General features: G+C 59.4%; 27 protein-coding genes and 1 tRNA gene. 18 read left to right on the forward strand and 10 right to left on the reverse strand.

The genetic code is table 11. The features are described 5' to 3' along the window. Positions 1–422 precede the first annotated feature (422 nt). The 4 genes from FGW20_RS08245 to FGW20_RS08255 form a co-directional block, all read right to left on the reverse strand. Positions 423–890 carry a hypothetical protein gene (locus FGW20_RS08245; protein WP_292392294.1) on the reverse strand — a complete coding sequence of 156 codons (468 nt, stop codon included), beginning with the start codon at positions 888–890 and terminating at the stop codon, positions 423–425. Positions 891–1,091: 201 nt separating this feature from the next. Then, positions 1,092–1,598 (reverse strand): IS5 family transposase, encoded by a 507-nt coding sequence (locus tag FGW20_RS13345; RefSeq protein WP_367617935.1) that lies wholly within the window; start codon positions 1,596–1,598, stop codon positions 1,092–1,094. Continuing rightward, on the reverse strand, positions 1,526–1,885 hold the full coding sequence (locus FGW20_RS08250; protein ID WP_301677611.1) for a transposase: 360 nt from the start codon (positions 1,883–1,885) through the stop codon (positions 1,526–1,528). Before FGW20_RS08250 ends, FGW20_RS13345 begins: the two co-directional genes overlap by 73 nt. Positions 1,886–2,242: 357 nt before the next feature. Then, positions 2,243–3,193: an IS5 family transposase gene (locus tag FGW20_RS08255; RefSeq protein ID WP_301677612.1), complete on the reverse strand. Its 951-nt coding sequence runs from the start codon at positions 3,191–3,193 to the stop codon at positions 2,243–2,245. Positions 3,194–3,269: 76 nt separating this feature from the next. Between FGW20_RS08255 and FGW20_RS08260 the strand changes: the two genes are divergently transcribed. Both FGW20_RS08260 and FGW20_RS08265 read left to right on the forward strand, forming a co-directional pair. After that, a complete protein-coding gene (locus tag FGW20_RS08260) occupies positions 3,270–3,713 on the forward strand; it encodes a hypothetical protein (protein WP_301677613.1) in 444 nt (147 codons plus the stop codon). A gap of 44 nt (positions 3,714–3,757) precedes the next feature. Continuing rightward, a complete protein-coding gene (locus FGW20_RS08265; RefSeq protein WP_292392295.1) occupies positions 3,758–4,546 on the forward strand; it encodes a winged helix-turn-helix transcriptional regulator in 789 nt (262 codons plus the stop codon). A 37-nt stretch (positions 4,547–4,583) separates the two neighbouring features. Here the strand turns inward: FGW20_RS08265 and FGW20_RS08270 are convergent. The 3 genes from FGW20_RS08270 to FGW20_RS08280 all read right to left on the reverse strand — a co-directional run bounded on the left by FGW20_RS08270 (position 4,584) and on the right by FGW20_RS08280 (position 6,601). Further along, a tRNA-Gly gene (locus FGW20_RS08270) sits at positions 4,584–4,655 on the reverse strand. Positions 4,656–4,794: 139 nt separating this feature from the next. Further along, positions 4,795–5,502, reverse strand: coding sequence for a PrsW family intramembrane metalloprotease (locus tag FGW20_RS08275; protein WP_301677614.1), 708 nt, complete (start codon positions 5,500–5,502; stop codon positions 4,795–4,797). 163 nt (positions 5,503–5,665) lie between these two features. Beyond that, positions 5,666–6,601, reverse strand: coding sequence for a DUF7544 domain-containing protein (locus FGW20_RS08280; RefSeq protein ID WP_301677615.1), 936 nt, complete (start codon positions 6,599–6,601; stop codon positions 5,666–5,668). Positions 6,602–6,753: 152 nt separating this feature from the next. Between FGW20_RS08280 and FGW20_RS08285 the strand changes: the two genes are divergently transcribed. The 8 genes from FGW20_RS08285 (at position 6,754) to FGW20_RS08320 (ending at position 15,258) form a co-directional block, all read left to right on the forward strand. Then, positions 6,754–7,380: a precorrin-2 dehydrogenase/sirohydrochlorin ferrochelatase family protein gene (locus FGW20_RS08285; RefSeq protein ID WP_301677616.1), complete on the forward strand. Its 627-nt coding sequence runs from the start codon at positions 6,754–6,756 to the stop codon at positions 7,378–7,380. After that, the gene (gene hemA / locus FGW20_RS08290) at positions 7,373–8,644 is read left to right on the forward strand and encodes a glutamyl-tRNA reductase (protein WP_301677617.1); all 1,272 of its coding nucleotides are present in this window, start codon (positions 7,373–7,375) and stop codon (positions 8,642–8,644) included. Before FGW20_RS08285 ends, hemA begins: the two co-directional genes overlap by 8 nt. Beyond that, a complete protein-coding gene (gene hemB / locus FGW20_RS08295; protein ID WP_301677618.1) occupies positions 8,623–9,606 on the forward strand; it encodes a porphobilinogen synthase in 984 nt (327 codons plus the stop codon). The genes hemA and hemB overlap by 22 nt, the downstream gene beginning before the upstream one ends. Beyond that, positions 9,593–10,840 carry a glutamate-1-semialdehyde 2,1-aminomutase gene (gene hemL / locus FGW20_RS08300; protein WP_301677619.1) on the forward strand — a complete coding sequence of 416 codons (1,248 nt, stop codon included), beginning with the start codon at positions 9,593–9,595 and terminating at the stop codon, positions 10,838–10,840. Before hemB ends, hemL begins: the two co-directional genes overlap by 14 nt. Next, positions 10,825–11,709 carry a hydroxymethylbilane synthase gene (gene hemC / locus FGW20_RS08305; protein ID WP_301677620.1) on the forward strand — a complete coding sequence of 295 codons (885 nt, stop codon included), beginning with the start codon at positions 10,825–10,827 and terminating at the stop codon, positions 11,707–11,709. Before hemL ends, hemC begins: the two co-directional genes overlap by 16 nt. Then, positions 11,706–12,443 carry a uroporphyrinogen-III C-methyltransferase gene (gene cobA / locus FGW20_RS08310; protein WP_301677621.1) on the forward strand — a complete coding sequence of 246 codons (738 nt, stop codon included), beginning with the start codon at positions 11,706–11,708 and terminating at the stop codon, positions 12,441–12,443. The genes hemC and cobA overlap by 4 nt, the downstream gene beginning before the upstream one ends. 257 nt (positions 12,444–12,700) lie before the next feature. Further along, entirely contained in the window at positions 12,701–14,344 is a 1,644-nt protein-coding gene (ilvD, locus tag FGW20_RS08315; RefSeq protein ID WP_301677622.1) for a dihydroxy-acid dehydratase, read from the forward strand. Between the two features lie 332 nt (positions 14,345–14,676). After that, on the forward strand, positions 14,677–15,258 hold the full coding sequence (locus FGW20_RS08320; RefSeq protein WP_301677715.1) for a carbonic anhydrase: 582 nt from the start codon (positions 14,677–14,679) through the stop codon (positions 15,256–15,258). Here FGW20_RS08320 and FGW20_RS08325 read toward each other — a convergent pair. Beyond that, positions 15,255–15,599, reverse strand: coding sequence for a hypothetical protein (locus tag FGW20_RS08325; protein ID WP_301677623.1), 345 nt, complete (start codon positions 15,597–15,599; stop codon positions 15,255–15,257). The genes FGW20_RS08320 and FGW20_RS08325 overlap by 4 nt on opposite strands. Positions 15,600–15,627: 28 nt before the next feature. Beyond that, positions 15,628–16,512 carry a flavodoxin family protein gene (locus tag FGW20_RS08330; protein ID WP_301677624.1) on the reverse strand — a complete coding sequence of 295 codons (885 nt, stop codon included), beginning with the start codon at positions 16,510–16,512 and terminating at the stop codon, positions 15,628–15,630. 3 nt (positions 16,513–16,515) lie between these two features. Here FGW20_RS08330 and FGW20_RS08335 point away from each other — a divergent pair, with 3 nt between their 5' ends. From FGW20_RS08335 to FGW20_RS08345, 3 genes are all read left to right on the forward strand, one after another. After that, a complete protein-coding gene (locus FGW20_RS08335; protein WP_301677625.1) occupies positions 16,516–16,755 on the forward strand; it encodes a hypothetical protein in 240 nt (79 codons plus the stop codon). 67 nt (positions 16,756–16,822) lie between these two features. Continuing rightward, on the forward strand, positions 16,823–16,969 hold the full coding sequence (locus FGW20_RS08340; protein ID WP_176788108.1) for a hypothetical protein: 147 nt from the start codon (positions 16,823–16,825) through the stop codon (positions 16,967–16,969). Positions 16,970–16,971: 2 nt separating this feature from the next. Beyond that, on the forward strand, positions 16,972–17,508 hold the full coding sequence (locus FGW20_RS08345) for a GNAT family N-acetyltransferase (protein ID WP_301677626.1): 537 nt from the start codon (positions 16,972–16,974) through the stop codon (positions 17,506–17,508). Positions 17,509–17,639: 131 nt separating this feature from the next. Here FGW20_RS08345 and FGW20_RS08350 read toward each other — a convergent pair whose 3' ends face one another. Further along, complete coding sequence (locus tag FGW20_RS08350) at positions 17,640–18,665, reverse strand: hypothetical protein (RefSeq protein ID WP_301677627.1); 1,026 nt, start codon at positions 18,663–18,665, stop codon at positions 17,640–17,642. A gap of 128 nt (positions 18,666–18,793) precedes the next feature. Here FGW20_RS08350 and FGW20_RS08355 point away from each other — a divergent pair, with 128 nt between their 5' ends. The 5 genes from FGW20_RS08355 (at position 18,794) to FGW20_RS08375 (ending at position 21,764) form a co-directional block, all read left to right on the forward strand. After that, positions 18,794–19,273 (forward strand): hypothetical protein, encoded by a 480-nt coding sequence (locus FGW20_RS08355; protein ID WP_301677628.1) that lies wholly within the window; start codon positions 18,794–18,796, stop codon positions 19,271–19,273. A 281-nt stretch (positions 19,274–19,554) separates the two neighbouring features. After that, the gene (locus FGW20_RS08360) at positions 19,555–19,713 is read left to right on the forward strand and encodes a hypothetical protein (RefSeq protein ID WP_301677629.1); all 159 of its coding nucleotides are present in this window, start codon (positions 19,555–19,557) and stop codon (positions 19,711–19,713) included. A gap of 72 nt (positions 19,714–19,785) precedes the next feature. Continuing rightward, complete coding sequence (locus FGW20_RS08365) at positions 19,786–20,319, forward strand: hypothetical protein (protein WP_301677630.1); 534 nt, start codon at positions 19,786–19,788, stop codon at positions 20,317–20,319. Between the two features lie 342 nt (positions 20,320–20,661). Then, positions 20,662–21,459, forward strand: coding sequence for a hypothetical protein (locus FGW20_RS08370; RefSeq protein ID WP_301677631.1), 798 nt, complete (start codon positions 20,662–20,664; stop codon positions 21,457–21,459). 131 nt (positions 21,460–21,590) lie between these two features. After that, positions 21,591–21,764, forward strand: coding sequence for a hypothetical protein (locus FGW20_RS08375; RefSeq protein ID WP_301677632.1), 174 nt, complete (start codon positions 21,591–21,593; stop codon positions 21,762–21,764). Positions 21,765–21,978 lie beyond the last annotated feature (214 nt).

Raw genomic sequence — 21,978 nt, forward strand, 5'->3', positions numbered from 1 at the left:
CCGTTCTCCTGATCGGAAAGATAATCTTCGATTAACGCTAAGGGATCCATGGCCCTGTTTCTCCTTTGTCCAAATCTAGGTTGGATCCAGGGCCAATTCAATTTTACAGAACTTTCGTTACGCTACCATTTTTTGATTTCTGGAGAAAATATTTCTGCTCATGAATGGGCGCTGTGTACAGTCCAATGCAAAAATTCTCATCAACGCGATCTGGATCGTACACCGTGACACTCTCTGATCTATTAGACGAGTTAAAAGTCTCGGCCCATGCAGGTACAGGTTCCTTTTCGATTATCAATACCGAAATGCCAACCCATGAACTTAAAGTAAATATTATTACAGTGATAGCCAAATAAACGATTATCCGATCGCTCTTCACCTTTTTACCCATACCGATCCTCCATGAAAAAAGTGGTTGAGTGCTAGATACTCAATGTATCATCAGTCTGTGGATACTGATACTGGTTATACTCTGGAGCTTCGAAGATGTGATTTGTTTCTGCAGTCCAGGTCCCGCTTGCCGATTCACTGCCAGAGTTATAGTTTAATTCTGCTATGCCCGAGTTACGATTGATCAGATTTTCCTCATACTTTAAAAGGCCATTTTTCCAGACTTTCGCACGGACACCAATTTTGTCGATTGGAAAGTAATCTCCATTATCTGTCTTAGAGGTCGAGTAATGCCTACAAAGCACCTCATTTGAAGAATCCCTCGACAAAACTGTATCAGCCTTCCATGTGACAGGGATCCTTAACAAGAAGGGATTTTGATCATCTGGGAGCATTAAATCTTTTGTTGCCGGTTGAGCGCTCACGGGCACGATGGTCACACCCACCAGCAACAACCAGACGAGTGTGATGCCAAACCCAACTTTCTTTAAGTTAGCCATTTTATTCCTCCTTTTTGTATGATGCCTGAGGATGATTTTTCCTACATAATCACGCTTTTAAGGGGTAACCTTTTGTTCCAAGAGTGAATTCACCCAGACTTTTGAGATAACACAACTAATTCAACAGTTGCATCGAATTTACTTACGCTCCTGAAGTGTAAGTGGTACCCTTGGTTGGTAGAACACTGATAATTACTGAGGTCATCCCAATACTCTCGCAATCATGATGCTGCATGCCAGGTGAATCAGTCCCATGAATGAGTGCTCATACCGCTCGTATCGTGGAACGATCTTCTTAAATGCTTCAATCCAGCTGAAGAACCGCTCTACCGCACTGCGTTTCTTGTAGAGTTCCGGATCAAACCCGAACGGTCTTCCTCGCTTCGGCTGTTTCCGGGATCTTCGATTGACCGGGATATTGCTCTTGATCCCTCGTTTCCGGTTGTATTGTCGGATTTCCCGAGCATCGTAGGCTGCATCTGCGGAGATGATCCGGGGACGAACCTGCACCTCAGGAATCTCAAATGTTTCGAGAGTTGGTTCGTAGAGCCGGGAATCGTGGACATTTGCTGGTGCAACCGTGCAGGCAAGCGGGAGGCCGTTCCGATCGACCAGAGCACTCAGTTTGTTCCCGTTTACCTTTTTATAGCCATCATAGCCGATGGATCCCCTTTTTTTGCCGGGATATCCTTGGTATCTGTCGCACAATGCGAGAGATCGATCTTCTTGATCTCGTACCCGGATCGGAGCAGGTCGAGGAAGATCGCCTGATACACGCCCTTCTCACAGAGCTCGAGGTGATACCGGTGAACCGTTGATTTAGTACCGTAGTTCGCCGGGACATCGAGCCAGGAGCATCCGGTGGTCAGAACGTACAGGATGCCGTTGATCAGCCCGCGGGGATCACAGCGGGGTCGGCCAATGTGCGGCTTTGTTGGGGGAAGGTAGTTCTGAACAATCTCCCAGAGATCATCGTCGATTTCCCGGAATACCATGATTCCCGGTTTTATCTGGGGGGACTTATAATTATAGGATCACCTCACTATCTCCTGAGTAGGATAGACGCTCCGGGGCGTTGTGATCCGCTTCTAAACCCTTGTAATACACCGAATCAGGCATCTGCTTCAGTAGTAATCTCATATCACTAAATATCTTGTGTGATATTCATCTAATCGTTAGAGGACAATTAGATGATTTACACAGAAGATTTAAGGTGTCTACTCTTAAAGTCCTAGGAGAATTGCGATTAATCCTCTCTTTCATCAAGGATTTGCTCTTTCATTCCTTCACTGCTGCGCCGCTTCCTTCCTGAACTCTTTCCTTTGGGGTTTTTTTTTGGATTTTCTCGAGAGCTACCGCTCGGCAGCTTGCGCTTGGAGGGTAAGAAGTTGGCGGAGATTAAAATCTATGCAGGAGAAGGTGTTCTTGACGCGGACCCTGGCAACGGTCGTGACCATGAGATGCCCTGCCTCGAACACCCGTTTCATCCAGGCGAACGGCCGTTCCACCAGTGATCGGGTCCTGCTGATGGCCTTGTTCCGCCGGTTCTCCTTGATCGACAACGGATGACCGCGAGTCGCCCGGTGCATGGTCTTGTCCATGGACGCCTTCGGTTTCACCCCGAAGTAGCCTTTATCACGATAGACCGTTTCGCCTGTGCAGGAGAGATCGATCCTGCTGTCATGGAGCGACGCCGTGGTGGTCTCGATCCGGCGGATGAGCTGGTAGTCCTTGTCCATGAGGATATGGAGTTTGTAGCCGAACTGGGACTTCGAGCCCTTCTTTGCCCAGGTGCCGTCACGGCTACGCCGCGTCTCTGCCTGGTCTCCCCGGGGGGTGTCGGCAGAGGCGTGTCCGGGATCGGCGGTGATGAACGAGGCGTCCTGCATGACGCCGCGCTTGATGGTGAGCCCTTGTACCTCGAGTTGCCGCTGGAACTCCTCCCAGATCGCGGTATCCTTCCCGGTTTGCGCCAGGCGTTCCCGGAACAGCCAGACCGTCGACCGATCCGGAATGGTCTCGGGGTATCCCAGGAAGTGGCGGAACGAGATCCGGTCGGTCGCCTGACGTTCCAGTTCGGGATCCGAGAGGCCATACCACTGCTGAAGCACCAGCAGCCGGATCATCAGAACAACGTCGTAGTTCGGACGACCGCCTCGTCCCTCGGCATTGGTGTAGAGGTCAGCAAGGAGAGGACGAAAGGCGTCCCAGTCGATCAGACCGCTGACCTCCCCCAGCCGATCGCCCAGAGCGGCAAGGCTGGCATATTCGTGCCGAATCGCAAAATTGGTAAACGTGCTCATGAGAAAAACGTCGATCCGTGGCTATAAAGTACTTTGGATGAGGTGGGGTTTTTCGAAGTTCTCCTAGATATTGCTTATGAATGCGTGTAGGATCCTGATCCCAGTACTGCTCATGGCGGCGTTGCTCACTCTGCCTGCATATGCACTGGAGTCCGAGGTAAACGACTGTGGCTATGAAATTGCCCCTCTACCTGAAGAACATCAATGGATGTCTGTATTACGAAATTATGCCACAATAACACAGGGGGGGACCGATCGATATACAAAATCTGTCTCAAATGGTGAAACAGATCTGCCCCTTGATTTGAACTGGGGAAATTCCGCAAACTCCCTCTCTCTCACAGTCAGTTCTCCCACAACTGTTGTTGCAATATTTCACGATGCCGATGACGGGAAAAATGACGGTCGGATAGGTATGATCATTCGCAATAGCGGAGGGTTAGAACCCGGAACGTGGACGTTCCTCGTCCATGGCGAGAGTGTTCACGGAACCGAGGACTACACCTTTGAATGGTATTGACAGATCTGTCGGGCAGATCTTAAGGGCGCAGAGGTATCGAAGAAATGAAGCACTGGATCTTTGTCGCACTTATCATCACAGGATTTTCCTTCCTGATATGTCCTGCGGCGGCCCCAGGAGGTTACACATTTTCGCCGCTGGGTGAACCTCCGCCGGAAGGCGGCAATGATTTCACCGAAATATCATTCTGGGAGTTATCACCCCGCATGATGCTCGTCGAGCTGCTGCTCTTCATCTCCCCAATGCTTCTCTTCCCTGCTAAATTCTTTTACTCTTTTACTGTGGTGCCTTTTTTCGGCTACCGGCGCATCTTCCGGAGGAACGCCCTTGACCATGACTCCAGGAAAAGGTTGTATGAGTGTATCGGCCAAAGCCCGGGCATCTCACTTGGGGCGCTGACCCGTGCCTCCGGGGTCGCGAGGGGGGCGGCTCAATACCATCTCTGGCGCCTCGAATCGGTGGGCATGATCGTCGAGGTCCGTCGAGGCGGTCAGGTGGGCTATTTCAAAACCAGCGAAGGCTCCAGCGTGGTCAGTCGGAGTCTTTATCTTCACCTGCAAAACGGTACGACACGACAGATTCTCTCCCTGCTCCTGGAGGATCATCACCCCTCGCAGCAGGATCTTGCCGTAGCTATCGGCATCTCAGCCCCCTCGGCTTTCTGGTATATGAGGCGCCTCATAGCCGATGGGATCGTCGAACCTCACCGAGAAGGAAGGACAATGAGGTATTGTCTCACGCCCAAGGCCCGGGAACTTCTCAGGGAGAAGACCAGATATGACGGTACAGGCTACTGGAGATCGGGAGATGGCGAAAAAGGGATTATCGTATGAAACTCCGAAAAAACAGCGCACCGATGTGGTGTCTCTATGCGCCGACCGGGACTCGAACCCGGGTTTAGGCGTTGGCAACGCCTAGTGATAACCACTACACTATCGGCGCACGCCTGTGCTTTCGCACTGTGTGCCTTACAACGTGGGTTTTTCTGGCTAATAAGCCTATCGAAGCGCGGCCTGGATCGGGCGCTGCCGCCCCTGCAGGATCGCGAGGTCGGCCGGCCCCGCGGGAGGCCGATCGCGCACTATCGGTGACCGCGTTCGAGCGCCTGCTTGATGTTTCGGTTTGCCAGCAGCCAGAGCCCTGGTATCAGGACCAGGACGAATACGGCCAGGGCGTAGGTGACGATCTCAGCGGAGATGAGCAGGAAGTTGAAGATGCCATGCAGCACCATCCCGAGAGCGAGCCCCCGCAGGACGATTCCCGAACGCTCTTCGGGAGCCGCGAATTTGGCCCTGCCGAGGGCGTAGCCCCAGACACCGGCGAAGAGCGCGTGCCCCGGGACCGAGAAGATCGCACGGACAACGATCGTGCCGAGGGCAAGCGACGGCGATGTCAGGTATGCCGTAAAGACATAGAGGACGTTCTCGAGCGTTGCGAGTCCGAGGGCGGCGGCGGCGGCGTAGACGATGCCGTCCATCGGCTCATTGAACTCGGTGTTGTGGTAGGCGAACCGGCGCACGACCGCAAACTTGCCGTACTCCTCGACGATGGGCGCGATGACGGCGCCCATGATCAGCGGAGATACGATGAAGAGGCCGAAGAACCCCTCGACGAAGGCGACGGGAAACGTGATGAGGACGCCGAGGAGGAAGATCTTCACGATCAGAGCCGCCGGTTCGGGCTCGTATTTATCCCTGCGGTAGAAGTACCACGCCCAGAACACCCCCGGCGCCAGCGCCAGGGCAAGGATTACCAGCGGTTCAACGACCATTGCTTGATCGGGGTTCATGGTTTACGAGAGGAAGAGTCTTTCCGTCACGATGACGCGGAGTGGTGCCTCCTTGCGAGGGGGCCACCACCGTATCGGGCATCATCGCGGATAACCTCTCGCATCCGGTCTGTCACCTGTGCCCGGCGACTATCCAGCCTGCCGGCCCCCGTTCAAAAAAAGGTTATTCGGGGAGGAGATGGTATCCCGGCGCGAGCCCTTCGAGGACCAGCAGCCCGTAATACCGGAAGAACGTGACGAACGGCACCGCGATCAGGAGCGCGACCGGGATGACGATGATGAGGTAGGGGATGAGGAGCGCGAGGAGCAGCACGATGTTCGCCTGGATTGCGGCGAGGAGGACGATCCCGATGAGCACGAACGGTATTGCGATGATCAGCATCGCGAGGATGACCAGGACCGCCTGCACGATTCCGGCGATGAGGCCGAGCACGAATCTCGTGATGATGTAGGCGACGGTCTGCCAGAGGTTTTCTGAGATCATCCCAAAAAGCCGCCGCCATCCCTCGATGACCCCGCAATCTTCATGGATCATGATCGGGACGACGAAGTCGTGGGTCAGGAGGAAGACGATCCCGAAGAGGAGGGCTGCGACCAGGATGAATGGAATGAACAGGAGGATGAATGCAACACCGGCACCACCCGACCCCTCGAACCCGACGAGCATGAGGATGAGCGCCATCATGGCGAGGATCAGGATCAGCGTGAGGGCTGCCTCGAAGAGGAAGAGCCGCACCCCTTTGCCAACCCGTTCTCCAAAGAAGCGCCTGATATGGATATCTCCGGTCCGGAGCATATCGACGAAGACGAACTGCATCACCGTGCCGATGATCCACCAGATGAGCGCGATCGCAAGCACGACGAGGATGAGCACCACGAAGATCGTTGCGATCCCGGGGAGGGCCCCCTCGACGCCGGACGGGAGGTCGCCTTCGTTGAAGTTGTACCCGGAGGTGTTCGGGAGACTGACGCCCCCTCCCACAAAGAGTGCGATCAGGGCCAGGCGGAGCCAGACCCCCCACTTGAACGGCCAGAGCAGGCCTTTCGTGCGATGGAACGCACCTTCCAGCCTGCTGAATGCATACGTCTCTTCAGCCATAGTTGTCCCGGAGAACTGGATGTTTCTACCATTTAAACCTTCTTTGGGCGAATCGGTCTCAACGTTCGGGTTCAAAGACCCGTGGCTGCCAATTCCCGGGAAACGGGTCTTTCAACACCTTAATCTAGTCCGTTCACCACAGTATAAAAGGAATGATCCCTCTCATGCTTGACCTGACCGGCAGGAGGGTGCTCATATTCGGCGGAGGCGGTGTCGGTGCCCGAAAGGCTGCGTTCTTTGAGCATGAGGCGGAGGTGACGGTGATCAGCCGTTCGTTCTCGCCGGAACTCGACGCTCTCGCGATCCGGCGGCAGGAGGCCGATCTTTCGGTTCTTTCGGACGAGACGTTCCAGGGCTTCCTGCAAGGTGCGTTCCTCGCGGTAGCCGCGACGCCCGACCCGGGCCTCAACGACCGTATAGGGAGGCTGTGCGCCGAGGCCGGCGTCCTCTTCAACAATGCCGCAGGCGTACCCGGCGACGTCATCATCCCTTCGGTCGTCCGGGGCAGCCGCTTTCTCGTCGCGATCAGCACCCGCGGAAAGAGCCCTGCCGTATCGCGCTACCTCCGCACGAGGCTCGAAGCCGAGTACGCAGACCTCGATAAGATGATCGAACTCCAGGAGGAGGTCCGTTCCATGCTCCGGGAGACCGAACCGGTGCAGGCAGAGCGGTCCCGCATTCTCTGGAGCATCCTTTCGGACGACGAGATCCGGGCAGCACTCGCCACCGACTACGGCCGGGCACGCGCACTGGCGATCGAGAGGTACCTGCATGCCTGAACCGTTCGCCATCCCCCTCGCGCTCGCGGGGATCAGCCATCACACCGCAGACATCGCCACGCTCGAGGCGTTCCGGTTCTCCGACGAGGCGGCGTTCCTCCGCGAGGCACGGGAACGGTTCCGGGGTGCGCTCCTGCTCCAGACCTGCAACCGCGTCGAGATTCTTGTCCAGGGCGACGCACGGAGTCTTGAAGGGTTCCTGCAGGAGAAGGGCCGGCACAGTTTTACGGTCATCGAGGGCGAGGCCGTGCCCCGCCACCTCCTGGAACTGGCCGCAGGCATCGACTCGCTGATCGTCGGGGAAGACCAGATCCTCGGGCAGCTCAAGCAGGCGCTCGCCGCCACGGAGGAGGCCGGGACCTGCTGCAGCGCCATCGGGCTCTGCGTCAAGAAGGCGGTGCACGTGGGGGTGCGGGTTCGGCGGCAGACAGAGATCAACCGGGGAGCGGTCTCCGTCGGCTCCGCGGCCGTGACGCTCGCGGAGAACCTTCTCGGCACCCTGTGCGACCGGCACATTCTGGTCGTCGGGAGCGGGGATATGGGTGTTTTGGTGGCGCAGGCGCTCGCTGCCAGGGGTCTTACGGCCATCTACGTCGCCAACAGGACCTACGAGCGCGCGGTGATGCTTGCCGATAAGATCGGGGGACGTGCGGTCAACTTCAAGGACCTCTACCGCTACATCGCGCTCTCCGACGTCGTCATCTCCTGCACTGCCGCACCGCATCCGGTCATCCGGACGGAGGACATCCAGACAGTGATGGAAGAGCGGCTCTGGCCGCTTGATACCCATCCCCGCCATCTGGTCATCATTGACATCGCCCAGCCCCGCGATGTCGAGGAGGGGGTGCGGTCGATCGAAGGTGTGCACCTCTTCACCATCGACGACCTCAGAAACGTCAACGACGCAGCCATGGAGTCGCGGAGGAGCGAAGCGGGCCGTGCACAGGGGATCATCGACGAGGAAGTCGACCACTTCACCCGGCTCCTCCGCCGGACGGCGGCCGACGAGACGCTTGCCCTCCTCTACACCTGGGCGGAGTCGATCCGGGCACGTGAACGCGACCGGGCACTTGCACGCCTGGGAGAGGCGGACGACCGCATGACGGAGGTCGTCGACGACCTGACCCGTGCGCTCACGAAAAAGCTCCTCTCGGACGTGACGACGGCCATCCGCGCGAGCGCGGAGTGCGGCGATATGACAACGGCAGAAGCCCTGATGCGGGCAATTACCCGGGGAGAACCATGTTTCCAGAACGAAGAATGAGACGGATGCGGCGGCGGATAATCCAGCCGCTCCTCCGCGAAACCGAACTGCGAAAGACCGACCTCATCGCGCCGGTCTTCGTGGATGAATCGATCAGCACGCCGATCCCAATCGCCTCGATGCCGGGGCAGTTCCGCCACCCGGTGGACGGTGTCACCGACTATTGTGAGCGCCTCCGGCACGCCGGCATCCGGGCGGTGCTCCTCTTCGGGGTTCCGGCCGCAAAAGACGGCGACGCGACCGGGGCCTATGCGGCGGACGGTGTCGTCCAGCGGGCCGTCCGGAACATCAAGGAGCGGCTGCCAGAGATGGTGGTCGTGACCGACGTCTGCGCCTGCGAGTACACCGACCACGGCCACTGCGGGATCGTCGGGGAGACCGCCGACGGCCCCGACCTCCTAAACGACCCCTCCCTCGAACTGATGGCGCAGATAGCCGTCTCCCACGCACGGAACGGCGCCGATACCGTCGCGCCGTCGTGCATGCTCGACGGGATGGTTCGGGCGATCCGGCAGGCTCTCGACGCCGCCGGATACCAGGACGTCCCGATCATGTCCTACTCCTCGAAGTTTGCGAGCGCTCTCTACGGGCCGTTCCGCGACGCGGCGGACTCGGGATTCAGTTTCGGCGACCGGACGACTTACCAGATCAGCCCCGGCAACGCCCGCGAGGCAGTGATGGAGTCGGAGCTCGATGTGGCCGAAGGGGCGGATATCCTGATGGTCAAACCGGCCGGTGCCTACCTCGACATCCTTGCGGCCGTCGCGGAGTTCGGGCTGCCGGTCGCGGCCTACCAGGTCAGCGGGGAGTACGCGATGATCAAGGCCGCCGCAGAACGCGGGTGGCTGGACGAGCGTGCCGTCGCCATCGAGACCCTCACTGCCATCAAGCGGGCCGGGGCCGACCTGATCATCACCTACTTTGCAGAAGACGCGGCGGGGTGGCTTGATGAAGAGCAGTGACCTCTTTAGCCGCGCAAAAACCCTGATGCCGGGCGGCGTCAGCAGCCCGGTGCGGGCGATCAAGCCCTACCCGTTCTACGTGGAGCGCGCCGCGGGCTCGCATCTTTCGACTGTCGACGGTGCCGACCATGTCGACTGCTGCCTCGGCTACGGCCCCCTCATCCTCGGCCACGCGCACCCGGAAGTCCGGGAGGCGATCGAGCGCCAGCTCGAGAAGGGGTGGCTCTACGGCACGCCGACGCCGCTCGAACTCGACCTTGCGGGCATCATCACCGGCGACCATCCCGCGGTCGATATGGTGCGGTTCGTCTCGTCGGGCTCCGAAGCGACGATGGCCGCGATCCGTCTCGCCCGCGGCTACACGGGCAAGCAGGATATCATCAAGATCGAGGGCGGGTTTCACGGCGCCCACGACGCGGTTCTCGTCAAGGCCGGGTCGGGGGCGACGACCCTCGGGGTGCCCGACTCCGCGGGCGTCCCTGCGGATCTGGTGGCGCACACCCGGCAGGCCCCCTACAACGACCCCGAGGCGCTGGAAGCCCTTCTCGCCGGAAACGACGACGTCGCCGCGTTCATCCTCGAGCCGGTCATGGGGAACGTCGGCCCGGTCCTCCCCGATGACGGCTACCTCGCCGACGTCCGGGAGATCACCGCCGCACACGACGTCCTCCTCATCCTCGACGAGGTGATCACCGGCTACCGGGCCGGGATCGGCGGCGCGGAGGTGCTCTACGATGTAGAGCCGGACCTCGCCACGTTCGGCAAGATCATTGGCGGCGGCCTCCCCATCGGGGCGTTCGGGGGACGGCGCGACATCATGGAACTGGTCGCCCCCGCCGGCCCCGTCTACCAGGCGGGCACGTTCAGCGGCAACCCGGCAAGCCTTGCGGCGGGGTACGCGACCCTCCGCCACCTCCACGAGCACCCGGAGGTCTACCGGCGGCTCGACGAGGCCACGCGGGCGATCGGGGAGGCCGCCGCGGATGCGGGCAGAGGCTCGTTCGTCAGATTGGGTTCGCTCTTCAAGCACTTCTTCCGCAGCGAGCCGCCGCGGGACTACCGCGAGGTCAAAGAGTGCGACACGGAGGCGTTCTCGCGGTTCTGGAAGGCGATGCTCGAGGCAGGGGTCTTCCTCCCGCCGTCACAGTTCGAGACGAACTTCCTCTCGGCCGCACACACGGAACAGGACATCAAACAGATAGCGGACGCATACGGATCATGTCTCTTCGCATAGGCACACGGGGAAGCGCTCTCGCGCTTGCACAGACAAACAAGGTGGCCGGCATGCTTGCCGACCGGGGTATCGAGGCGGAGGTCGTCACGGTCACGACCGAGGGCGACACCGCGACCGGCGTCCCGCTCCACGCCATCGGGGGGCAGGGGGTCTTCGTCCGGGCGCTCGACGACGCCATCCTCCGCGGCGAGATCGACGCCGCGGTGCACAGCATGAAAGACATCCCCGCAGCCCGCCCGGCGGGGCTCACCTGCTGCGCGATCCTCGAGCGGGACTCGCCCGCCGATTTTCTGGTACACGAGTGCCCCCTCGATGCGGTCTCTGTCATCGGGTCGTCGAGCACCCGGCGCCGCGCCCAGCTCCTCCGAGACGCCCCGGCGCTTGAGGTGAAGCAGCTCCGCGGGAACGTCGACACCCGCATCCGGAAACTCCGTGAGGGGCAGTACGACGCCATCGTGCTCGCGGAGGCGGGCCTTGAGCGCCTCGGGCTCACGCTGCCGGGAGAGCCTCTCCCCACCGATCGGTTCGTCCCGTCCCCGAACCAGGGGACCATCGCGGTCGTCTGTCGTGACGACCCGGCCGTCGCCGGCGCCTTTGCGCCGCTCGACCACGCGCCGACCCGCCTCGACGTCGAGATCGAGCGTGCCGTCATGGAGGAGGTCGGCGGCGGGTGCTTCACCCCGCAGGGGATTTACTGCCGGGACGGGAACCTGATCGCCGAGGTGCTCGCGCTCGACGGTTCCCGGTGGGAGCGGATCGAGCGGCACGTCGCGGCCCTCGACGAGGCCCGGGAGTGGGGGCGGGCGCTGCGTGTGCAGGCGGCCGGACTGATCCGGGAGGCCTATGCGGCACTGGGGATAAAACCATGACAGGAAAAGCGTATCTTGTGGGGTCCGGCCCGGGCGGGCTCGGCCTCCTGACGATGAAGGCCCGCGAGGTGATCGACGGAGCGGACGTGATCCTCTACGACCAGCTCCCGGGCGAGGAGATCCTTGCAACCCTCCCGCGGAACGCCGAGCTCGTTGACTGCGGGAAGTACGGCGGCAGCCATACCCTCGAACAGGACGAGATCGAGGTGCTGATGGTCGAGCGGGTCAGGGCAGGCAAAACGGTCGTCCGCCTGAAAGGCGGCGACCCCTTCCTCTTCGGCCGCGGCGGGGAGGAGGTCGAAACGCTCAGGGAGCACGGCATCGCCGTCGAGGTGGTTCCGGGGGTGACGAGCGCCATCGCCGTCCCGGAGATGGTCGGGATCCCGGTCACCCACCGGCGGTATGCGTCGCAGGCGACCTTCATCACCGGCCACGAAGACCCCACGAAACCCGAGTCCGCCCTCGACTGGGAGGTTCTCGCGCGGCTGAAGGGAACCCTCGTCGTCCTGATGGGCGTAAAGAACCTCCCCGCCATCGCGGCGGCCCTCACCGCGAACGGCAAAGACCCCGCGACCCCGATCGCGATCATCGAGCGGGGGCTCCGGCCCGACCAGCGCGTGACGGTCGGGACGCTTGCCGATATCACCGAGAACGCCCGGGCCGCGGGCGTCCGGCCGCCGGCGGTGATCGTGATAGGGGGGGTGGTGGAGTTGTATGAGGGGTTTGAGGGGTGAAGGAGCACGGTCGTCAGCGCTGTGTTTCCTCACGCGAAGACGCGAAGAACGCGAAGGGAGGGGATGGGTGCGTAGCAATGCGCAGACTTCGCGACTTCGCGTCTTCGCGTGAGACCGTCTCCCATTGCCATGTGACGTAAAGAGCTGGCACAACCCTACCTTCCCCATGCAAAAACCCTTTCAGCCCGGCCGCACCACACCCCGCTACCCGGAATACTCTTTTCTCCCCACGCGTTTATTCTCCTACGAGGATTACCATGCGGAGTGAGAAGGTAAAGAAAGGCTACCAGCGTGCTCCGAACCGGGCGCTGCTCAGGTCGCTCGGTGTCACGGACCGTGAGATGGATCAGCCCTTCATCGGGATAGCGAACGCCTACAACAACATCGTTCCCGGGCACCTCCACCTCCGGTCGATCTCGCAGAAGGTGCAGGAGGGCGTCGCGGCCGCGGGCGGCGTGCCGTTCGAGTTCGGGACGATCGGCATCTGCGATGGGATCGCGATGGGCCACGAAGGGATGCGGTATTCCCTCCCCTCGCGGGAGAACATCGCCGACGCCGTCGAACTGATGGTCGAGGCGCACCGGTTCGACGGTCTGGTCTGCGTCTGTACCTGCGACAAGATCGTCCCCGGCATGCTGATGGCGGCGATGCGGTGCAACGTCCCGACGATCGTCGTCACCGGCGGCCCCATGCTCCCCGGCTACGCGGCGGGCCGCGAACTCTCCCTTATTGACGTCTTCGAGGGCGTGGGCCGTGTCGCCGCCGGCACGATGAGCGAGGAGGAACTCGGGGAACTTGAGTGCGCGGCGATGCCCGGGTGCGGCAGCTGCCAGGGGCTCTACACCGCGAACACCATGGCGTGCGTGACCGAGGCGCTGGGCCTCTCCCTCCCGGGATGCGCGGCCATCCCTGCGGTCGACGCCGCAAAACTCCGAATAGCCCGTGAGAGCGGGGAACAGGTCGTCGGGCTCGTCCGGGAAGGCGTCCGCCCGCGGGACGTCGTCACCCCAGAAAGCCTCTCGAACGCTGTCCGGGTGGACATGGCGCTCGGCGGGTCGTCGAACACCGTTCTCCACCTGATGGCCGTCGCCCGGGAGGCAGGCGTTCCCCTCGACCTCGAGACCTTCAACACCGTCGCCGAGGAGACCCCGCATATCTGCCACATGCAGCCCGGGGGGCCGCACTCGATGCTCGCTCTCTATCGGGCAGGAGGCATCCCCGCGGTCCTCTCGATGCTCGAGCGGTACCTCGACGACGGCCCGACGGTCTCGGGCCGTTCGATCCTCGAGATCGCGAAAGAAGCGCGGGTCGCCGACCCGGACGTGATCAGGACGGCCGACGCGCCGGTCAGCCCTGCCGGCGGCCTGAAGATCGTGCGGGGATCGCTCGCCCCCGACGGCGCCGTCGTCAAGTGCGCCGCCGTCCCGGAGGCGATGTGGCGGCACCAGGGACCGGCACGGGTCTTCGACGGTGAAGATGCCGCGATGGAAGCGATCCTCCACCGCGAGATCGCGGAGGGCGACGTCGTCGTGATCCGCTACGAAGGGCCGCGCGGAGGACCCGGGATGCCCGAGATGCTCTCGCCGACCTCGGCGCTTATGGGCCTCGGCTACGCCCGGGTCGCCCTGGTCACCGACGGCCGCTTCTCGGGCGGCACCCGGGGGCCGTGCATCGGGCACATCGCCCCCGAGGCCGCGGTCGGCGGGCCGATCGCTCTTGTGGAAGACGGCGACGAGATCGCGATCGACCTCTATGCAAAGAGCCTCGACCTCGTTGTAGAGAAAGCGACCCTCGAGGAGCGGCGGAAGACCTGGAAACTGCCGGAACGCCGGCTTACCGGTGTGCTCGCCCGTTACGCGCAGACCGTGGAGCAGGCGAACCTCGGCGCCGTCCAGAGATGACCTCTTCTCCGGGAGGGGGAGCGCATACTCTCCGCCGGGATCGTAGCCCCCGGCGGGGAACAGTCTTTTAACCAAACGGGTTTTGTTAACCAGGTCTACCTTGACCTCATAGCGCACTCAACACTCCGCACCCCGATCCGGGCATCGGCCTCCAGGGCAGTTCAGGCGTTTTGCACCCGATCCGGGGGTTGAGCGCCGCCCGTTTGTCCGGTTTCGAGACTGCACTGTTTCCCCAAAACTTCAACGATATACTTTTTTAAACCCGAGAAATAATTCACTTTTCAGGCGCGACCGTCGAGAACGGTCGCCCATATCACTTAAGGAGGATAATGATGATTGACAGATTTCTTGAGGGTAACAAGCACTTCCTGGAAGAAGACTTCGGAAAAGATCCCGATCATTACGGCCCGCTTGCATCAGGCCAGAGCCCCGTGGTCCTCTGGATAGGGTGCTCCGACTCACGGGTGAATCCCGAGCGCATCACCGGTGCGAAGGCCGGGCAGATCTTCGTGCAGCGCAACATCGGCAACATCGTCCCGGTCCATGACTGGAATTTTGCGACCGTACTCGAATATGCGGTCAACCATCTCAAGGTCGGGGACATCGTCATCTGCGGGCACTCGGACTGCGGCGCCATAAAGGCGCTCGATCACGAGAGCAAGGATGCATACGTCCCGCTCTGGCTGAACAACGCGATGGAGGCGAAACACCGCGTCGATGCAAAGATCCCGGCGCCGAAGAACCCCGAAGAAGAGAAGAACCGGCTGCGTCTCATCGAGCTCGAGAACGTCGCCCTGCAGATCGAGCACCTCCGCACCTACCCGCCGGTCAGGACTGCGGAAAAAGAAGGACGGGTACAGATTCACGGCCTGTACTTCGATCTCGCGACCGGAGAGTTGAAGAAGATACTCTAAGACTCTTCAAGCGCATAATCAATCTCTTCTTTTATCAGATCGAGCGAGATCCTCCCGATCGACGTCACCCTGTCGTTGACCAGGATGATCGGGATAGGAGGGTGGCGCTCCTCGATGATCTCCTTGATGCGGTCGGGCACCTCCTCGTCGATCAGTGTCGTCTTCACCTCGACATTATCACCGTACCCGGCGAGAAGCTCGTCGCGCAGGGCGCTGATGGCGTCCATCAGGCTATTGGATGGGTAGCAGGTCTCAAGGCCGCAGGATCGCGTCTCGTCGCAGGGAAACGGGCCGCACTCAGATTCCGCAAACCCGACAATCTCAACAGTCACTTCTGCCATGCATCATCGGTGGGGGACGGATGCTATATTATTCTTCGTCTCGGGGAGCAAGCAGCGCGGAGAGCGCCGCCCGGACATCGTCTTCAACCCCGCCGATCGTTTCAACGTCTCTCGCCCGGTCGAGATCGCCGATCAGCACCGGCGCGGCGGGACGGATGCCCAGGTTCTCCATGAACATCTCCACCACCCTCGTTACGCAGACAAACGGCTCGGCCCCCCGCCGTCCCGCGACGGCGACGAGCAGGCCCCGGGCGTGCACTTCCTTCCCCAGAACCTTCTCCCGCGCATGAAGCCACTGGCAGCGGTCGATCGCCGCCTTGAGAGCCGCCGGGACGGTACCGGTGTAGACCGGGGTGCATACGACGACCACGGAAGCGGCCTCGAGCGCCCGGATGATCGGGGGCATGTCGTCCTCGACCGGGCAGTAGCCCTGGTCGTAGCAGACGTAGCAGCCGATGCACGGGCGGATCTCCATCTCCTGCAGGTGGAAGACCCGGGACGTGAGGCCGGCACGGGCAGCCTCATCGTCGCACCACGACGCGATTTTTGCGGAGTTGCCGAACCGGCGCGGGCTCCCCTGCAGAATGACGACGTCGGCCGTGCCGGTGCCCGGAAGCGGGCGGGTGAAGACGCGCGGCCGGGTGTAGAGATGGGGGCGGGACGCCACGTCGTGCGCGAGCCGGGTGAAGACGATCTCCGCCGCCTTCCGGGTATCGAAGAGGGTTCCCTGGCGCGCACTCTCATAGGTGTTGATCGCGTAGGCGTAGACCGACTTGGTCCCGCGGAGAACATCGACGGTATACCGGATCATGCCCGGGTAGATGTCTCCCAGGTCGTCCTGGACAAGCCTGAGCGTGAACGTCCCCTCGGGCGTCTCGATGGTCTGGATCTTCTCTGCCGCGCTCTCGCTCATTGTGTGTCATCTCACGCCCTGCCGACTTCAATATTTCGGGTTGATGAGGGCCCGCCGTACAACAAGGAGGATCTGACGCGGCTGGAGCGGGAGAACCAGGCGCTCCGGGGAGAGCTTGCTGGCATCCAGCGGCAGATCACAATGATGAACGCGATGCAGGCTGATGTGGGCGCTACCCCGGAGGCGCTGCAGCGGCTGGTGGATGCAAGGATCCGGGCGATGAAGAGCAGCGGGGAGATTTAACCCTGAGGGCAAGAGAAACTTATTTTATGTACGCCGGGATATTATATCGTATCAGGAGGGAAAGAAGATGGCAAAACCGATAGAACTTGGGCTTGTCCTGGAGGGGGAAGACGCCCGGCGGTTCCAGCGCTATTTGGACCACCCCACAGACACCGATGACGGCCGCGAGTTGATCCGCGAAGCCGCCATCCTTGCCCGCGAGATGCGACTTTGAATATGAAGATACCCCTTAGTAATCTATCTTTTTCTCTTCTCAATGAGGACATTGACATTTCAGCATTCCGATGCGGAGAACCTGATCTGACTGAGTTCCTGATCGAAGATGCGCTCGAAAACCAGGCTGCCCGGCTGTCGGTCACGCGAATCGTGCTGCATGAAGGGCAAGTCGTCGGGTTTTTCACGCTCACCAACGACTGCATCATCAGGAAAAGTGTCAGTGACGACGACGGCGAAGAATGGTATCCATACCCGCACTATCCGGCGCTGAAGATCGCACGACTGGCAACGCACCAGGAGTTTGAGGGCCGGGGTATCGGACGAGCAATGTTGTTGAAGACGGTGGCCATCGCCATGCGGCTCTCGCAGTATGTGGGGTGCCGCATGATCACGGTTGATGCAAAACCGAAGTCTGAGGGATTTTATCTGAAATACGGCTTTCAAAAGGCTCTAACAAATAAGAAGAAGGATACGATTCCTCTCTATCGTGACTTCTATCGATCTTACCAGGAAGCCGAGAAGGGTATGAGCCTCTGACTGTTTTTGATGATAGATTGCGATGATGAACACGATGCAGGCCAGTGTCGCGGACGATCTCGAGGCGTTGCAGAAGTTAGGGGATGCGCGGATTAAGGCGTTGATAGGAGAGGCAGATAAGAACTAATTGTTCAGGCACCCCGGGCGGATTCTTTCTCAACTTTCCTTTTATATGCCTTCCTGCATCTATCTGAGCAGTATTGTCCTTTTCCCTCTGATCTCTTCATTCGCTTACGCTGGATGATACCACCGCAATTATCGCACCGGGGTAGGTCGTCGATGGACTGGTTGGGAGAAATCATTTCCTCAACCCCCTGCCCGCAATTATCGCGCCCAGGTGGTTCGTCGGTGGGGGTATGAATTCTGGAAAATGTCTTGGTTTGCGCTTTGTAGTGATCTAGGATTAATTGAAGATCATCAATGGAGATATGAGGTATGGAAGAGCCGCTCATATCGAGGTGGTGTCTGACGTTGATCCATCCATCAGGCGCAATTTTCTTAAAATTCCCTCTACTGTAGTTGTATCGGTATCTCTGACGTTCTAGCTGGGCTTTATATCTGCACTCCTGAGAGCAGTATTTTTGTCCGGGCGCAATGCTGTAGTACGCGTCAACCGTGCGGACCGCTGGCCGGCGATGAGGATTGCCCGGGAGCAGCCAGTTGTGACAATATTGGCAGGTAGGTTCGTGGACGGTGTAAATATACGGTTTGCCGGTTTTCCTATCGAACTGTTCAGGATCGAGCCTGTGACATACCTCTGAGTGCGTCCCTGTCTCGAAGGGGAACGGGAGATGCCAGAGATGTACCGTGGGAAAAAGATCCGTGCTTCCAAGATGTCTATCGTCATCACCTGGGATGCGATACCCTTTGATAGGATATTTTGGCATGAGTGGTTGTTGTTGCCCCTTCCTCTGATATTTGACGCGAAGATAATATCGGATCTCGCTCGGTCCGATCAGAACCTCGTTGCCTATCGTCGCCCGGAAGTTCGATCCGCCCCGCTTCTCTACTATCCAAAAATCAGAAATAGATCTTGACGTTGGCAATTCCTCCTTCATCTCGGGGCGGTACCAATAGAACTTCTTCTCTGATAGGAAGATGTGTTCTTCGTTTGGAGAAAAGAAGATTACATCACGTATTGCGATTTCACATTTCATACTATGACACGTGTTATGTTTTGTCCGAGATAATTCTTTAATGCCCTCAATCATCCTTGCGTTATATGGCCTTTTATTCTATATACCCTTGTATAAATGAGATGGGGTGAACAGAACTGCCATCAGTAGTGATCTACGCAGACGGCACCCACCACGTTCAGACATCGGTGACGATTCCAAAGGAACTTCACACCTTCACTAAGCGTGAAGGGATCTCGTTCAGTGCTGCACTGAGGCGGGTGCTTGAACATGAGAGAGAAGATCGCGAGAGGGGTTGCAATGCGCCAACATCAGTCCTCTCCCGCCAGATCCCACCCGCCCTTAATTCAGAGGTGAGCAGGGTGATCACCAGTCTTCCCGCTGGAGGCATAAGTGTCGCCCCTGCCAACCGGGAGCACCCCCGGCTCGTGACTCGTGAGACGATCGAGCTCTTCGAGAAGACAAATCCTGCGCTCAAGGGGATCGGCAGGACCATGGTCGATATGGGGCTGTGGGTTGTAGACGAAAACAGCGGCGAGAAAGCAAGCAGGAGAGCAGGCATGCCAGGGATGTATGCCTGCAGTGACATCCGGGAGCGACCAAATGCCAACATTGATGGATACGCCTAAACGCTTACGCTTTTCGACGTACTCTGGCTCCCTTTCTCTCGATCACCTCACGCCAGAATGTCGATCCGAAGGCACGCTTTGCGGATCCTTTGGCACGACCAACGGAGCGTGCCGGCTCCGGTGCGATAGGGGATGTTTGCTCTTGCGGATGGGTCTCGTACGACCTGTAGCTGGCGGCGCGGCGGTGAGCAAGCGGGGAGAGGTTGTCCAAGTGCATAGCGAGACTATCGACGACGAGGAGGAGTGATGTCCCTCCCCTCTCTTTCTCCCGGGTGCGGCTGATGAACCCCTCCGGCAGCCCAAAGCGGCCACCCCGGACGATCAAAGTTGAGCACAGCACCTTCGTCCGTCTGTGGATGCTGAAGCACCGGCTCGGGATGCCTTCGTATGACGCGGTGATCCGGCACCTCCTGAAGCAGGCTGGCGCGGAGGAGGAGTGATCGGGTTGCCGGAAACGATCCCTGTCGAATAGATCCTTGCTCTATATATACCCCAATCCCTTATCCCCTCTCATGACTGGTGCGGAATCTTCTTTCTGGACCCCGGCGCGCGCTCTTGTGACGATCGGGGCAATCCTACTCATTGTGGTGACAGCCGGATGTGTGAGTACTCCCGCCGAGACGGCGACGGATGCCGCCGTTAGAGAACTCCATGCAGCGGTTAATGCTCAGGATATCGGATTAGGGAATATTACTAATATTGATTCCGAGTTTGTTGATGGGAAATTTGTTGTGTACTCCGGCGATCCAGCTGGTATCATGTACGCGCACGAAAAGTTTGTCGAATCCGCCAAGCATGTGGAGAGGGCAAAACAACACCTAGGCGAGGCCCGCCACAATATGGACAACTCAGAGGATCTTCTGATGAACGGGCGTATGTTTCAGGCAGCACTGATTGTCGACAACATTGCTCAGCGTGGAATTAGCCTTACCTCCGAACTCGGGAAACCGTCTCCAAACGCGACAGTTTGTATGATTGATGCTGGGCTGATTGAGCGATACTTACCGGAACGAGACGATATGCTACGCCTCGCCGGGGTGTTGTGAGCGCGGGCGACCCGGCCCATGGATGCCGGGTATGTCCAATTTTTCTAACTCTTTTTTTATACGGCGTTGCTCCGGGCCGTAAACGCTTCTCCACATCGCGCCACATTCCGATGTTCTCCTCTCGCCACGCCTCCTTACACCTTCGGTTGAAGATAAGCTGGGAAAGCGGCAGACAATATCGGGACGCACATAAGGAGCTGTTCGCCGCCCCATCAACCACTCCGTTTGCACAGGGCATGAGCTTGGCCGCGGCAGGAGATCGCGGCATAATCGCTATACTCATCGCACAGACTCGGAAATCAATTCGAAACGCTTTTCACACCTACCGCCGATGTGGGCCATATGAAGCCCCCCTTTGTTCTCGCGGTCCTCCTGGTCGCTCTACTCCTCGTTTGCGGCTGCACCGGGACCACGTCCGATGAAACAGGAACTGCCGCGACTCCGACCACTACAGCGATCGAAACCGCGCCGCCCTCGACGCCGGTAGAAACCGCGACAGAGACCCGCACGCAACCGACTGCACGACCGACCGCACAACCGACAATATACATCCCGAAGTACACCGCGGGCGAGATCCTGAGAAATGCCGACGCGAGCGATATCCGGCTGATCACAAAGGTGAGCCAGAACCGGTATCAGATGCGGACGGTCACATTCGCCGATGACGACTTGTATATAAAGGCAGATAAGTCATTCCAAGAGATGGGGAGCGGATGCGACGCCCGGGAGTTCGATAAGATGGTGTTCGTGTCGATGGGGCCTGTCTCAAGTGTCCTCGTCCGGGACGCTAACGGGAACGCCTATGGGTTCCTAGAATACCAGGACGAGAGCACTATGAAGTTTGAGCGCCCCTCTCCAGAGAAACTCACTGGCGACGTGAAATACATCCTGGAGATCTGGTATAGCGGGGACGTACGGGTCTATGCCTCGATCGGCTCGGTGACGACTACAAAGACATATCCCGTCAACGGTTACAGCGAGATCGTCCTTGGCGAGGATGAGCGCGCATTCGTCAGCGTGAGTAAGGACGATTACGGTTCTGGAACGTTGAAGGCCACCCTGAAGGCGGATGGTGTCCTAGTAGCTGAGGGTGAGACTAACGATAAATACGGTCACGTCTCGCTGTCATTCTACACATAACCCTTTTTACGTGCAGTCTCCTCGGGGTGCATGTGACCGATATGTAATCCGGACCCGCCCCGGTGCCGCCGGCCTGCTCGCACTGTGGCGCGGCCCTGTGTGCAGAGGCTCGCTTCTGCGCCGCGTGCGGGATGCCCCTGACAGAAGAGGCCGCGGCCGAGCGCCTGGGTGACCTGCTCGCGAAAGACGCCGGGATCGCCCGGGACAATCCCCGGCTGCAGGCGGCGCTTGCCCGCGTCCGCGAGGAGGAGCCGGAGGCGTGGAATGCCTTACTGCAGAAGATCGCCCCGCGGGCGACGGCATAACCCTGCCCTCTCTTTTGCTCGAACACCACCATGACGGGGATCCCCAGCCGTCAGGTGAAGGCGCAAACCTCTTCCATGTTCAGAACAATAGAGTATGTGAATATGGGTGAATATTCCCCAAATGCGAAGGCGTAATCTATTCGTTTTGAGCCCTCGAATCGCTATTATCTCCATGCCACAATTATATTAAGGAATCTGATCCACATGATATGGT

This window comes from Methanoculleus methanifontis (assembly GCF_030464365.1).
Taxonomy (GTDB): domain Archaea; phylum Halobacteriota; class Methanomicrobia; order Methanomicrobiales; family Methanoculleaceae; genus Methanoculleus; species Methanoculleus methanifontis.